Origin of the sequence: Dyella silvatica (genome assembly GCF_026283955.1) — a bacterium.
Lineage (GTDB): Bacteria > Pseudomonadota > Gammaproteobacteria > Xanthomonadales > Rhodanobacteraceae > Dyella_C > Dyella_C silvatica.
The window spans coordinates 1-13,423 of sequence record NZ_JAPDPE010000045.1; the positions used below are offsets into that span (position 1 = coordinate 1).

Sequence of the window (13,423 nt, forward strand, 5' to 3'; positions counted from 1 at the left end):
GCATTGCCGCGAAACGCTTGGGCTCAAGCCGCCTTGTCTTAGACAGCGCCTGCCTGTTGTTACCCATCCTGGCGCTTCTTACGTGGCTTAGTGCCGGCGCGGCTGGCGAAGCTCAGCAAGTGGCTCGGATGGCAATGTTCATCCCTGTTGCGTGGCTTGCCTTGAAGCATGGCTGGCATGGTGCAGCACTCGGTGGAACCGCAGTTAGTGTGGCCATTGTGTTGGCTATGCCTGCACACCGTGATCCAGCAACACTCCAAGCACAGGCTTTCATGTCGTTCGCGATAGCGACGATGCTTCTCTTAGGGTCACGTGTGTCTGCCCTAATTGTGAAGGAGCAGCGCGGTCGCAACGATGGGACACTTGCACTTCAACTGGCACGACACGGGCTTTACTTAGGCGAGCAGCGTATGCGCCGAACAGCCTTTGCCATCGAGCAACTCGGGGCATCCATCCAGAAGTCTCATGGCCGCCTTCTCGACCGATTGCGGCTACACCTGCCAGAAGTAGAGGAACGCGTTTACTACCGGCAGGCTATTGCCACTCAGCATGAAGTTCACCGCCTTGCAGACAGCATGTATCCACGGGCATTACGTGATCGGGGTCTCCCAACCGCATTACGCGAGGGAGCCTTAGCGCGAAGCCTGGATGAAGCCGGTGTTGCCTTCCGCTGCGAGATTCAGGGGCGCGGCCTCAGTCGTCTTGCACCAAGCATTCACATCGCGCTGTACCGAATGGCCTGTGAGGCGGCGATACAGTTGATCGAGCAGGACCACTACACGACCAGTGTTCGTTTACGCCTTCGCGGCGGAGAGACACGGGGTCGCTGTTGGGCACTGCTGCAACTTGATGGGCAACGCGACGGCAGCGTAATAAGCGGCAGTCACGCGGTCGCACGCTCGCTCCTCATGCCGAAGCTAGGAGCGAATGGCTTAAGTGTGGGAAGTCTTAGCGACCAAGCACGGGTTTATGGCGGTGAGGCGCGTATGCGCGCTACTGACAACGGTATGCGTGTCAGCATACTGCTGCACGATACGCCCCCTGCCGAATCGCTGGATTGAACCCGCCAATCTGTAGCGCTTAGTTCAAATGTGCGCCGCAATCTAAAGGGTCTTGGCAAATGGCATCGAGCATGACTCGATTTTGACCCTGCGGCGTCGCCATAACCTTCACTGCATTGTCCTGGTAGATCGTCTGACTCGGCGCCGTCGAAGGGGCTGCTGCCGCACGACGAGGCTGCTGCGGGGTACTAACCAGCGGTGCGTCGCTGCCGATAGGTAGCGTTAGAAATTGACCACCAGCAACGGCGAATGCACCGCGCACGGCGCCGTTTAAATCGTTGACCTGGATGTAGCGCACACCGTCGCGCTCGAACACATAGACGTGCCAGCGTGGACTTGAGCTTACGTCCGTGGCATTGGGCCACGCTTGGCCGAGACCAGTGCTCGCCTGTTGTGCCCATGCGCTACCGCACATGCTCGTTAGAACAAAAGCAATCGGCAGCAACCGCTTCACTGTAGTTCGCATCTCAATCCCCCGGAACAGTCTTCACACTTCACCGCAGCATAACGCGAAGCCTTGTTAAGGCTACGTGTCTTTCTTCACATCCACCAAGCCGCTCAAGAGGCGGCTTTTCTATGCCCAAAGGAAACACCATGAGCCGCAAAATCAACAGAACTCCTCAGTCCAACTATTCCATCCAGTTCGAGTCCGAGGGCCGGCGGTGGTGTGAGTCACACAAAGCCGGTTCAATCTACGATGCGGAGCTGCACGCAGCTAACCAGGCGCGATCCCGCCGTATCCGCGTAATCGTCACTCTGCCGCTGAACCCGGAGGTCTAGGCATGTCAAAAACGATCAAGATGCGCGTCACAGTGACCTATGAGTACGACGCGTATATACCGAATTACCCGGACAGCGAGCCCGAAGCGATGGCGCGGGTGGACCGAACAAACTTCGAGACGAACACCAGCATTCTTCTGGATGACATCTCAGGTCGTCCTTGCGAGATCACAGTGACTCCGGTGACCGACTAATCCAGTCTCAGGCCAGCATGAGAATCACAAGATCTGAGACAGCTCAGCGCCATGCTTGCCACATGACCCCGCCTATCGCTGCCACTAAGTTATTTGCTGATGCCGTCGCCATGCTGGCGGTGTCTGTTTGTCCAGCATGCGGTACGCGAGGTCATGTGCGGGCCTCGCTACATCCCTACGCACCCGCGCCTACCTGTCAGTGGTGCGCAGAGCGCCAGAAGACGGTCGAGGGCTACAAGGCGTGGCTGCTTCGACAGCAGCGCAAAAAAATGCCCGGATCATCGGCAAGCATGAGCTAGCTGTACCCAGCTCGTGAACGCCTGACTTCTCGGGCATCTCCATTCTGCACCTCACACAAAATCGTTCAAGTCGGCGTGCTCCCTGCTGCGGCGTAGGAGTGCGCCTACAAAACAGGAGAAAGACACTTGACCGGACGAACATTCCTCGCCTTGGCAATCGCTGGATGCCTTTTGGCTCTGCTTGGCTTCCTCGTCAGCACCACGGGCTCCCGTGGGTTACTCGCGGTCTTCGGTACTAGCTATCTAATTTTCTTCGCGGCTTTCATCCATCTAAGTGCCAACCCTCGATCAACAAAGCGCAACCGGGAGCAAGGATGAACCCTGTCTCTCTATGGGCGCGACTCAATGACGCACTAGACAAAAGTCCTGATGTCAGTGAAACCGAAGCGATTGCAAGTATTTGCACGCTCCTAATGACGCGCAGCGTCGAGGAATGACGCACCACGCGCATTGACCGCTCCGTTTGATGAACGCCTCATTCACAAACTCTTATTTGGAAGGGAAACGACAGTCATGCTTCATGCGCTCCTCTCGCACTATTTGCCTCATCTCCCTCGATTCACGATGGTTGTCATTGAGGAGTTCAGGAGAGGCCAGTTCTGGATCAACCGGACTGGATTATCAAGTGCAATTGTCGCTTGTGGACTCGTAATGCTATACATTTCGTGGGGACCGACCCCGCCGATAAGGACGTGTGATGACCTCCCTGACCTCGACGCAGGCAGCCCATATCCTGCGGATTCTTCTTCAGCACACCCGAGTAACTCTGGAGGCAAATCCACAGTTCACCGTGGCGAATCTCGCTGCCCTACTTGCTGTGATCGAACGCCCGAACGCAACGCAGCCTGAAGTTGGCGCAACCCTCGGCGGTGTTGATGACGCGGTACTTTCACGCCAATTGCGCTACCTACGCGGAAAACGCCAGGGTGTTGTGCAATCCCCACTACTTCCGGTCGTGCAGCTCTCTCCGCTCGAAGCGGACAACCGTGTAAATGTTGTCGGATTGACCAAAGAAGGCGAGGACTTTGCAGCCGAACTCACTCGAACATTCAACCGGCTACTTAGGGCCGCGCTGAAGACATAGTGCGCCCCCTCCCAAACCACCCCTCCCTATAAACCCGCCCTCAGAGGCGGGTTTTCGTTTTTGTGGACTCCAAAATGACCGTGTACCTGAAAGGAAAGCTCAAGCCCGGTGAAGTAGACCGTCGCTATTACATGATCCGCGTTCAGCGCAAAACGCGGCGCGTGGTCGCCTCGTCGAACACACGCGATAAGGCGCTCGCACTCCGCAAGGAGGAGGAGATCGTCAAACTGCTTGATAACAACCCGGATATTCCAAAGGCAGACATCATCGCTGCGATTACCGGAAACGGGTCGCATCGTCATAAAGCGGCTGTCCGTGCGGCAGGCGGCCTCACACTCAAGGAAGCATTTGACCGCTGCCTGAAATCTCCAACCGTGTGGAAGGACATCAAGGCGCATAGTGAGTACGCGCGAAACTGCCGCGTGATCGAGGAAATTCTTGGTGCCGATACGCCGCTCGCGAGCATCGACTACCACGCTATCGCAGACCTCACCGCAAAGTTGGTAACCAGGCCAGCCCCCGGCAAAGGCAACACTCAGAAGAAAGTGTCCGGGGCCACGGTCAACAACCATCTTGCCTGCATTCGACGGATGTTCAACGTGGCCCTGGATGAGCGCTGGCCTGATGCGCCGACTGCCTTTCCAAAGGTGAAGACCGTCAAGAAGCGCCTGGGACGGGGTTATTTCATGGACTCGTGGGATGAAAAGAGCATTTTCGATGCCGTATTGGAACTGGACACACTCAACCCCGGCATCAAAGGAGGCCCTCCACGGAAGCGTGACGCCCGTCGCTATCATCTGCTCTATCAGGTACTGGTCGAGTCCGGGCTGCGCCTAGGAGAGGCCCTGGGGCTCCTCTGGACGGAGCTGGACTTCCCTCGGGGAAAGCGGGCGGGAATGATCGAGCTGTTCCGTCATGAGGATCTGAAGACCGGAAGGCAGCGGAGCGTCCCGATGACTGAAACATGCTGCCAAGCACTCAAGGCTTGCGAGGGTATCGAAGATGGCCCCTTCAAGGATCTAAACGATCGACGTGCTCAGGACATATGGGCGCGGGCCAGGAAGGCTGCAAAGATCGCCCACCGCGATTGCGTCGTCCACTGCTTGCGCCATACCTGCGCCAGTCGCCTGATCGAGAGCGGCGTGGATCTGAAGATTGTGAAGGAGTGGCTGGGCCACAGCTCAATCGCCACAACCGACATCTACACCCACCTTCAGACCAAGCAGCTCTCTAAAGCTGCCTTGAGCATGCAGCAGCTCCGAGAGGACTCCACTGAGCGGCTATGAATCTCATCCATTTGAGTATCCAAGGACAGAAGACCGACCTCAGATAAAACGTTTGACGACTCAACAACCGCTAACCCAATGAATTCGTTACAAAGGACATGGTGCGAAAGGGGGGACTCGAACCCCCACGGGATTAACCGCCAGAACCTAAATCTGGTGCGTCTACCAATTCCGCCACTTTCGCATCAAAACAAACGGAGAAGCCAGCCTCAACCCACTGATTTAAAAGCATTATTGCGCAAATAAACGCAGCAATCGCTTTCAAACCCGGCCGCCGGGCAGCCCATCCTAAGCCGATGATTCCTTTGCACGAAAGCCGGGTATTTTACGGTTGCGCGAGGCCGCAATACAAGCGAGATACTGCGTCGCCCGGCACCGAAATGAGTGAATCCCCTTAAAACGCCCTGCAAACTCAACGAGAGCCCAAAAACAAACGGCCCGCAGTGCTGCGAGCCGTTGGCTATATTGGTGGGCCGTGTAGGATTCGAACCTACGACCAATTGATTAAGAGTCAACTGCTCTACCAACTGAGCTAACGGCCCTTGCAACCTGGACTTACTGGGTGAACTGGGGTGGAAGATGGGACTCGAACCCACGACCCTCGGAATCACAATCCGATGCTCTAACCAGCTGAGCTACATCCACCGTAAATCTTGAAATTGGCGCGCCCGACAGGAATCGAACCTGCAACCGTCGGCTTAGAAGGCCGATGCTCTATCCGGTTGAGCTACAGGCGCAGTGCACAACGTGCCGAGCACCTGCTGGTCGGGGCAGAGGGATTCGAACCCACGACATCCAGCTCCCAAAGCTGGCGCTCTACCAGGCTGAGCTATACCCCGATTCTCGAAACCTTAGCTAACTTTCGTCAGCTGAAGCCTTGAAATGCTACGGGTGACGCATTGCCTAGTCAATCCGTATCGAATCCACCGGACTTCACGACCACCGTCCGGATTCGCATGACGCTGCATTGTCTTGCGATACAAACCGTGATGCGGACAGCACGATTTGCGAGTGTAGTGGCGCGCCCGGAGAGATTCGAACTCCCGACCACCAAGTTCGTAGCCTGGTACTCTATCCAACTGAGCTACGGGCGCGCAGTAAACCTAATTGCCTTGCCACCAACCTTTGAAGCAGAAGGTGCCGAAGCAGAAGCGGGATTATTCAGATTCGAAGCGAAAACGTCAACACTTTTTTCAGAAAAATTTCATCGCCATCGATGAAAGTTCAGCTAGAGCCCCTTCACTCGAATTGAATCTCGTGCGGTTTGGACTTCCAAACGCCTGATTCAAATCAAGCCAGGGTCAGCTCAGCAAAGCGCCGATAAGGCGCTTCGCATTGAGCTTGAAGTGCACTCAGTGATTGATCACACGGCTCTGCGTAGCGGGATCACCCACTTTGGCCGACCCCGCATCACCACGCGGCGGTGGCGGCGGCGGCGAACCTGCCGGAGGGGCTTTGGACCAATCCGCAGGCGGCCCCGGCTCGCGTCCCGACATGATGTCGTCGATCTGGTGCGCATCAATCGTTTCGTACTGCAACAGCGCCTCAGCCATGATGTGCAATTTACCGATGTTGTCAGTGAGCAATTGCTTGGTACGTGCATAGGCACGATCCAGAATGTCACGTACTTCCTCATCGATTTTGCGCGCGGTCTCGTTTGAAACGTTCTTGTGCTGGGTCACCGAGCGACCGAGAAATACCTCGTCCTCGTCTTCGCCATAAGTCATCGGACCGAGCTTGTCCGACAGGCCCCACTTGGTTGCCATATTGCGCGCCATCTTGGTGGCACGCTCAATATCGTTGGATGCACCCGTGGTGACTTTGTCTTCGCCGAAGATCAATGCCTCAGCAACACGACCACCGTAAAGGGAGCAGAGCTGCGATTCGATCGCCACGCGATTCATGCTGTACTTGTCACCCTCCGGCAGGTACATGGTGACACCCAATGCACGGCCACGAGGAATGATGGTGACCTTGTAGACCGGATCATGCTCAGGCACCAGGCGACCAACGATGGCATGGCCAGCTTCGTGATATGCGGTGAGTTTTTTCTCGTCCTCACTCATAGCCATCGAGCGGCGCTCAGTACCCATCAAGATCTTGTCGCGCGCCTTGTCGAGATGACTCATGCGCACTTCGCGGGCGTTTTCACGTGCGGCGAACAAAGCGGCCTCGTTGACCAGGTTGGCCAAATCCGCACCAGAGAAGCCCGGCGTACCACGCGCAATCGTCATGGGAGTGACATCGGCTGCCGTTGGCACCTTACGCAGATGCACCTTGAGGATCTGCTCACGCCCCTTCACGTCCGGCAGGCCAACCACCACCTGACGGTCAAAACGACCCGGACGCAACAATGCAGGATCGAGCACATCCGGGCGGTTGGTGGCCGCAATCACAATGACCCCCTCCGTACCCTCAAAGCCATCCATCTCAACCAACAGCTGGTTCAGCGTCTGCTCGCGCTCATCATGCCCACCACCCAGGCCTGCGCCGCGATGACGGCCGACCGCATCGATTTCATCGATAAAGATGATGCAAGGCGCGTGCTTTTTGGCCTGCTCGAACATGTCGCGCACACGACTGGCGCCGACACCTACAAACATTTCCACAAAGTCGGAGCCGGAGATAGCAAAGAACGGCACCTTGGCCTCGCCCGCAATCGCCTTGGCGAGCAGGGTTTTACCGGTACCTGGCGGGCCAACCATCAAGACGCCGCGTGGAATCTTGCCGCCGAGCTTTTGGAACTTGCCCGGATCGCGCAAGAATTCCACCAGCTCGCCGACCTCTTCTTTAGCCTCGTCGCAACCGGCAACGTCACTGAAATTGACCTTGATCTGATCCTCACCCTGCAACTTGGCACGTGAGCGACCAAAGCTCATCGCACCACGCCCGCCTGCCCCGGCTTGCATCTGGCGCATAAACCAGATGAATACGCCGACGATAAGAATGATCGGCAACCAGTTCAGCAGCAGCCCAAGCAGCGAGAAACCATTGTTGGACGGCTCTTGGCGCACTTCAACGCCCTTGTCCTGCATTTGCTTGACCACCGCATTGGTGGACCAGCCCAATCCAGGAGCTACCGTGCGATAGGCACTGCCGTCCTTCAGCTTGCCGCTGATCGACGCAGGCTGGTCAGCACTGATCGTGGCGTTGGCCACGTTGCCGTTGTCCACGCTCTGTACGAAGCTGCTGTAAGGCAGATCCGATGAGGACGCGCCATGCGGGTTGAAGCTCTGAAATACGGTGAGTAGAACCACCGCGATAATCAGCCAGAGCAGTAGGTTTTTAGCCATTTCGTTCATGCACGCTTCTCGCCGGGTTGCCCGCCGATGGTCTTTCGACCCACGGCCAGCGCGTATACCTCACGCGAACGAGCGCGCGAGGCCTTTGGTTTACGCATGGTTACGCGCGTGAACTCCACGCGCAAGCTGCGCAGGTAATCGTCAAAGCCGGCCCCCTGAAACAACTTGATCAGGAACGACCCACCTGGCTTAAGCCAGTGCCGGCTAAAATCCAGCGCCAACTCAGCCAGATCCATTGCCCGGATCTGATCAGCCAGCGCTACTCCACTCATATTGGGGGCCATATCAGATAGCACAAGATCAAGCTTCTGTCCGTCTAGACGAGATTCCAACTCACGTAAGACCGATTCTTCGCGAAAATCACCCTGCAAAAAATCCACCCCGCCAATACCCTGCATAGGCAGGATATCCAGCGCGATGACAGTACCGTTGTCACCCAAGCGCTGACGCACCAATTGGGACCAACCGCCAGGCGCCGCGCCCAGGTCCACAATTCGCATGCCAGGCTTGAGCAGTCGATCACGCTCAATCAACTCATCCAGCTTGAATACGGCGCGTGAACGGAAGCCTTCAGCTTGCGCCTTTTTTACATATATATCGTCGAAATGCTCCCGCAGCCAGCGGGAACTGCTTTTGCTGCGAGTCATGATCGGCAACTGTCACAGATACGGGGAGTGGCCAGCATGATACCCTTTACGGTCCATTCGCCGCGAATCTGAGACTGAACGCATGGCCCTCTCCCCCTCGCAGCGCCGTTATTTGCGCAGCCTTGCCCACGATCTGAAGCCAGTTATCCTCCTCGGCGCCAAAGGCGCTACCGAAGCGGTGGTCAAAGAGCTGGACCTGGCGCTGTCTCATCACGAGCTCGTCAAAATCAAGCTGTCAGGCGGCGACAAGGACGAGCGCCAAGCGCAGATCGACTTTCTTGCCAACGGCACCCATTCCGAAAGCGTGCAGCAAATCGGCCACATCGTCGTGCTGTTTCGCCGCAACGAAGACGAGCCCAAACTGGCATTGCCGCGTTAAATCTTCGAGTTTCCGATGGATCTCTCCCTCGACAGACCTGACGACTACTTATTTGTACGCCGCGTCAGTGCGCACGGCGTCATCGTGGTCGATCGCGAATTTGATCGCAGTTTCTTGCTGGCGCCAGACGGCGTGGTCGAGAACTGGCCCATACAAGCGGCTAATACACTGGCTGCGGAGCACGTCGAAGCCATTCTCACGCTCAAGCCCGAACTGGTGCTACTGGGCACCGGTGAGCGCCAGCACTTCCCTGCCGCGGCTTTCCTGGCAGGTTTTCTGCGCAAAAACGTCGGCATTGAAGTGATGGATAACGCGGCGGCGGCCCGCACCTATAACCTGCTCGCCGCGGAAGGTCGGCGAGTGGTAGTGGCATTCATCTTGCCGGCTTAACCGGCGCCGTTTGCGCGCGCTCAGAGATCAGCGAGACGGCAAGTAGCTAAGCGGGTCGACCGGATTGCCGTCCTTGCGAATCTGAAACTGCAATTCGTCGCGTGACGCGCCAGTCGAGCCCATTTCGGCAACTTGCTGCCCCGCGCTCACCCGCTGCCCCTCTTTGACCAAACGCTTGCGATTGTGGCCGTAGGCAGAGAGAAAGCTGTCATTGTGCTTGATGATGACCAGTTCGCCGTAACCGACCAAGCCGTTGCCGCTATAGACCACCACGCCATCGGCCGCTGCGCGAATCGGGTCACCGGATTTGCCGTAGACCTCGATACCGGGGATTGCATCACCACTCTGGAAGCGCTTACCCAGGCTACCGTCCGCCGGCCAACGCCAATTGACTCCGCCCAATGCACGGCTTGCTCCAGCAGGTATGGCCACGGCAGCAGGCGTCGGTGCCGGCGACACCGGCGGCGGCAACGACGCCGGGTTGGGCGTAGGCACACCGGCCACGGGCACTACGGTCGAATTGCTTGCCGCCGTTGCCGGCGCACTACTCGATGCCGCAGGCGTGCCTGAAGCAGCAGCGGTCGCCGAAGCCGCCGGCTTGGTCACCGTGGACTCCGTAGTGTTCTCAAACATCGGCGCCGTCGGAGCCGGGTGAGTCGACGAAGCCACCGGCACTGGAGCCGTGGGTCGTGGCGCAGCTACAACCACGGTATGCGAGGACTCGTTCGCCCCACCTGGCGCAGACAAACGCAAAACCTGGCCCGGCCAGATCGTATAAGGCGGTGCAATGCTGTTCCACCGCGCCAGATCGCGAAAATCCACGCTATTGCGAAAAGCGATCGAATAAAGCGTATCGCCGTGAGCGACCTGGTAGCTGCCGCCGGGTGTTGATTTCGCCGGAGTCACCACGCGCCCGCCGCCGGCAGGCTCGACCACCACCGAGCGGCGCATACCGCTGTCACAAGCGGTCAGTGCGAGTGCCACCAAGGCCACTGCAGAATATTGAAGAAGTCCGTTCATGTTCGCCAGCATACCGATGTGCAACGAGGTTTTCATGCAAGCGTGTCCTTATTGAACCTCAGTTAGAAGCCCACCCGGTGAGCAAGCAACCCATAAGGCCTATCGACCTTAAAAATGCCCCACGCACCCTGTTCAGCGCAGCCAGAACCACCACACCAGCAGCAACCCGAGCATCGCCAAAGCACCCCAGCCCATCCACTCGATGTGCTTGTGCAGAGTACGTTCCGCCCGCTCACCAAAGAAACGAATCAGCAGCGCAAGCAGCCATACACGCTTGCCCCGCCCGACCGCGATGCAAACCAGAAACGGAATGATCGGCACGCCAACGATACCCGACGCCCAGGTGATGAACTTCATCGGCACTACGGGTTGCAGTGCGGCCAATGCCAGCACCAATAGCAGCCCCAGCCAATGCTGGTTCATCTGCGCGCGCAGACTTTCGACGCCCACCTCGATCGGTGCCAACCAATGCAGCGACTCGAGCAGTGGATGCAGCGCCTGAAACGCCCAATGGCCTAGCGCATAGCCCACCAACGAACCCAGCAGGGAGCAAAGCAGGCTGATATTGGCGTAGAAAAAAGCCTTGTGGCGCTTGCCCAGCATCATCGGCGCCAGCATCACCTCCGGCATGATCGGGAAGATAAAGGCTTCGACAAAGCTCAAGCCACTGAGGTAATACACCGCCCGGGGATGACGCGCCCAGGTCAATGCGCGTGCGTACATCGCTCCAAACAAACGCATTAATGGCGTCCTTGGTGAAAGCGGCGCATCAACCGATGCCGCCAAGTAAGGGCACGAAACTAACCGCACCAAGCTCTTCTTGAATGAAATCGCCCTGCCCGTCGCCACGCATGCGTATCAGCATCTGGTTGCTCGGCGAGCCTACCGGCGCCACCAGCACCCCCGTCGGGCTCAACTGATTGAGCAACTGAGTCGGAACAGTATCGCCCGCAGCGGTAAGAATGATTGCGTCGAAAGGAGCCTCATCGGCCCAGCCCAATTTGCCGTCATCGTGACGCGAACGGATGTTATTCAAACCGAGCTGACGGAAGCGCCGACGCGCCTGACGTAGTAGCTCTTCAATCCGCTCTACGGTAAACAGTTGTGGCACCAGGGCAGCCAGCACGACTGCTTGATAACCCGAGCCGGTGCCAATCTCCAAGACCTTTTGTGGCAGCCCAAACTCGATCAATGCCTCAGTCATCCGCGCAACCACCCACGGTTGCGAAATGGTCTGGCCATGTCCAATCGGCAACGCAGTGTTTTCGTAGGCGCGCGAGTGCAATGCCTGATCGATGAAATGGTGCCGCGGCAAATTGCGAATGACGTCGAGCACTCGCGCATCGCGAATACCCTCGTCTTTCAATTTGACCGCGAGGCGATCGCGCGCCCGTTGCGAGGTCATGCCCTCGCCCTTCAGTACCGACGGCGGTAGCGGATGCACATTCATCTCAAGCCACCTTATCGTCGGCTGACACATCGCCGGCCATGCCTTCGGTCAGCGCATTCATCCAGCTGCTGACCTTGTCCAGCGCCTGGAAGCGGGTCAAGTCGACATGAATCGGGGTGACGGAGACGTAACCGCGCTGTACCGCGTTGAAGTCGGTACCTGGGCCAGCATCATCGACATCGCCGGCTGGTCCGATCCACCAGATCGGCTTGCCGCGGGGATCGGTCTGCTGAATACAAGGTGCGGAACGATGGCGCTTGCCAAGCCGGGTCACTTCAAAACCCTGAATCTCCTCCCACGGGAGATCCGGCACATTCACATTGAGAATGGTGTCCGCAGGCAACGCATCGACCAGCAGGCGCTTCATCAGCAACAACACCGCCTTGGCGGCCGATTCGTAATGCTCGCCCCGATGGTTACGGCTCACCAGCGACACGGCAATCGCCGGCAAGCCGAGAAAGCGCCCTTCCATCGCCGCCGAAACCGTGCCGGAATAAATAACGTCATCACCCAGATTGGCGGAGTTATTGATGCCGGAGACCACGATGTCCGGGTCATCATCAAGCATGCCTGCCAGCGCCAGATGCACGCAGTCGGTGGGCGTTCCTGCGACACGGTAATAGCCGTTATCCATCCGCAGCACCCGAATCGGTGCGTCCAGCGTAAGCGAATTGCTAGCGCCCGAGCGGTCGCGATCAGGCGCCACCACAGTTACCTGACCGACCGCGCCAAGGCGTTCGGCGAGCACCCGGATACCCGGTGCATCCACGCCATCATCGTTACTTACCAGAACTCGCATCATGATCCGTTGGAAAGCTTCACTAGAGGTGCGCCAAAACCGGGCTTGCGGCACAGCCGACGACCTCGAAGTCTACCGTAGCGAACCCACGGTTTCACGGGCACCGACCATTTGTGTAGATGTCTCAGGCTTTGGTTACGATCTACCCATGAAACGCCGCACGCCTACCCCGATCAACGACGACGATGCCCGCTTGTTCCGGGAGGCCATCGGCGAGGTACGTCCCTTCGAGCCGGTAGCTCCGCCGCCCGCGCCAGCCAAGCCCAAGCCTTATCCACGCATGTTCGAAGCCGATGAAGCCGCCGTCCCCGGCGAGTTGCTGGCGATGGAGTTCGACCCCGGCATGCTCGAGGTAGGCGAGGAGCTGAGCTATCTACGCGATGGCTACTCGCCCAAACTGTTGCGACAGCTCAAGCGTGGCCAATTCAGCGTGCAAGACGAAATCGATCTGCATCAGATGAATGCTGCTGCGGCGCAGGCCACCATCGTCGAGTTTCTCGCCGAGGCGCATCACCACGGCTTACGCTGTGTACGCATCGTGCACGGCAAGGGCTTGCGTTCTAAAGCCGCCGGGCCGGTACTGAAAGCACTGACCGATCGCATGCTGCGCCGACGTGACGATGTCATCGCCTTTGCCTCGGCACGACCGATGCAAGGTGGTACCGGCGCCGTGGTGGTCCTGCTGAAGGCATGACCACCAACCGGGTGGTTACCGGTAAGGAATGGTCGAGT

The 13,423-nt window shown here is 58.0% G+C and carries 13 protein-coding genes, 6 tRNA genes and 1 pseudogene; 7 read left to right on the top strand and 13 right to left on the bottom strand.

Going from position 1 to position 13,423, the window contains the following annotated elements; translation table 11 throughout:
- Positions 1–1,061, top strand: a pseudogene (locus OUZ52_RS10645) (MASE1 domain-containing protein); the annotation flags it as partial.
- 19 nt (positions 1,062–1,080) lie between these two features.
- Here the strand turns inward: OUZ52_RS10645 and OUZ52_RS10650 are convergent.
- The gene (locus OUZ52_RS10650) at positions 1,081–1,377 is read right to left on the bottom strand and encodes a hypothetical protein (RefSeq protein ID WP_266158368.1); all 297 of its coding nucleotides are present in this window, start codon (positions 1,375–1,377) and stop codon (positions 1,081–1,083) included.
- A 466-nt stretch (positions 1,378–1,843) separates the two neighbouring features.
- Between OUZ52_RS10650 and OUZ52_RS10655 the strand changes: the two genes are divergently transcribed.
- The 3 genes from OUZ52_RS10655 (at position 1,844) to OUZ52_RS10665 (ending at position 4,704) form a co-directional block, all read left to right on the top strand.
- The gene (locus OUZ52_RS10655) at positions 1,844–2,035 is read left to right on the top strand and encodes a hypothetical protein (protein WP_266158369.1); all 192 of its coding nucleotides are present in this window, start codon (positions 1,844–1,846) and stop codon (positions 2,033–2,035) included.
- A gap of 996 nt (positions 2,036–3,031) precedes the next feature.
- The gene (locus OUZ52_RS10660; protein ID WP_266158370.1) at positions 3,032–3,418 is read left to right on the top strand and encodes a hypothetical protein; all 387 of its coding nucleotides are present in this window, start codon (positions 3,032–3,034) and stop codon (positions 3,416–3,418) included.
- A 74-nt stretch (positions 3,419–3,492) separates the two neighbouring features.
- The gene (locus tag OUZ52_RS10665; RefSeq protein ID WP_266158372.1) at positions 3,493–4,704 is read left to right on the top strand and encodes a tyrosine-type recombinase/integrase; all 1,212 of its coding nucleotides are present in this window, start codon (positions 3,493–3,495) and stop codon (positions 4,702–4,704) included.
- A 99-nt stretch (positions 4,705–4,803) separates the two neighbouring features.
- On the opposite strand, the gene OUZ52_RS10670 is transcribed toward OUZ52_RS10665, so the two are convergent.
- The 8 genes from OUZ52_RS10670 to rlmE all read right to left on the bottom strand — a co-directional run bounded on the left by OUZ52_RS10670 (position 4,804) and on the right by rlmE (position 8,653).
- Positions 4,804–4,888, bottom strand: a tRNA-Leu gene (locus OUZ52_RS10670).
- A gap of 282 nt (positions 4,889–5,170) precedes the next feature.
- Positions 5,171–5,246: transfer RNA gene (locus OUZ52_RS10675), tRNA-Lys, on the bottom strand.
- Positions 5,247–5,272: 26 nt separating this feature from the next.
- A tRNA-His gene (locus tag OUZ52_RS10680) sits at positions 5,273–5,349 on the bottom strand.
- 15 nt (positions 5,350–5,364) lie between these two features.
- Positions 5,365–5,441 (bottom strand) — tRNA-Arg (locus OUZ52_RS10685).
- A 25-nt stretch (positions 5,442–5,466) separates the two neighbouring features.
- Positions 5,467–5,543: transfer RNA gene (locus OUZ52_RS10690), tRNA-Pro, on the bottom strand.
- A gap of 178 nt (positions 5,544–5,721) precedes the next feature.
- Positions 5,722–5,798: transfer RNA gene (locus tag OUZ52_RS10695), tRNA-Arg, on the bottom strand.
- A 258-nt stretch (positions 5,799–6,056) separates the two neighbouring features.
- Positions 6,057–8,006, bottom strand: a complete 1,950-nt coding sequence (ftsH, locus tag OUZ52_RS10700) for an ATP-dependent zinc metalloprotease FtsH (RefSeq protein ID WP_266158373.1) — start codon at positions 8,004–8,006, stop codon at positions 6,057–6,059.
- A complete protein-coding gene (rlmE, locus tag OUZ52_RS10705; RefSeq protein WP_266158374.1) occupies positions 8,003–8,653 on the bottom strand; it encodes a 23S rRNA (uridine(2552)-2'-O)-methyltransferase RlmE in 651 nt (216 codons plus the stop codon). Before rlmE ends, ftsH begins: the two co-directional genes overlap by 4 nt.
- 82 nt (positions 8,654–8,735) lie before the next feature.
- On the opposite strand from rlmE, the gene yhbY reads away from it, so the two are divergent.
- Together yhbY and OUZ52_RS10715 are read left to right on the top strand one after the other, a co-directional pair.
- Complete coding sequence (yhbY, locus tag OUZ52_RS10710) at positions 8,736–9,032, top strand: ribosome assembly RNA-binding protein YhbY (RefSeq protein ID WP_266158375.1); 297 nt, start codon at positions 8,736–8,738, stop codon at positions 9,030–9,032.
- A gap of 15 nt (positions 9,033–9,047) precedes the next feature.
- Positions 9,048–9,422 carry an Mth938-like domain-containing protein gene (locus OUZ52_RS10715; RefSeq protein ID WP_266158376.1) on the top strand — a complete coding sequence of 125 codons (375 nt, stop codon included), beginning with the start codon at positions 9,048–9,050 and terminating at the stop codon, positions 9,420–9,422.
- A 27-nt stretch (positions 9,423–9,449) separates the two neighbouring features.
- On the opposite strand, the gene OUZ52_RS10720 is transcribed toward OUZ52_RS10715, so the two are convergent.
- From OUZ52_RS10720 to surE, 4 genes are all read right to left on the bottom strand, one after another.
- Positions 9,450–10,454 carry a peptidoglycan DD-metalloendopeptidase family protein gene (locus tag OUZ52_RS10720; RefSeq protein ID WP_425493831.1) on the bottom strand — a complete coding sequence of 335 codons (1,005 nt, stop codon included), beginning with the start codon at positions 10,452–10,454 and terminating at the stop codon, positions 9,450–9,452.
- A gap of 120 nt (positions 10,455–10,574) precedes the next feature.
- On the bottom strand, positions 10,575–11,183 hold the full coding sequence (locus OUZ52_RS10725; protein WP_266158378.1) for a YqaA family protein: 609 nt from the start codon (positions 11,181–11,183) through the stop codon (positions 10,575–10,577).
- A gap of 28 nt (positions 11,184–11,211) precedes the next feature.
- Positions 11,212–11,892, bottom strand: a complete 681-nt coding sequence (locus OUZ52_RS10730; RefSeq protein ID WP_266158379.1) for a protein-L-isoaspartate(D-aspartate) O-methyltransferase — start codon at positions 11,890–11,892, stop codon at positions 11,212–11,214.
- A 1-nt stretch (position 11,893) separates the two neighbouring features.
- Positions 11,894–12,691 carry a 5'/3'-nucleotidase SurE gene (surE, locus tag OUZ52_RS10735; protein ID WP_266158399.1) on the bottom strand — a complete coding sequence of 266 codons (798 nt, stop codon included), beginning with the start codon at positions 12,689–12,691 and terminating at the stop codon, positions 11,894–11,896.
- Positions 12,692–12,839: 148 nt separating this feature from the next.
- On the opposite strand from surE, the gene OUZ52_RS10740 reads away from it, so the two are divergent.
- Complete coding sequence (locus tag OUZ52_RS10740; RefSeq protein ID WP_266158381.1) at positions 12,840–13,385, top strand: Smr/MutS family protein; 546 nt, start codon at positions 12,840–12,842, stop codon at positions 13,383–13,385.
- Positions 13,386–13,423 lie beyond the last annotated feature (38 nt).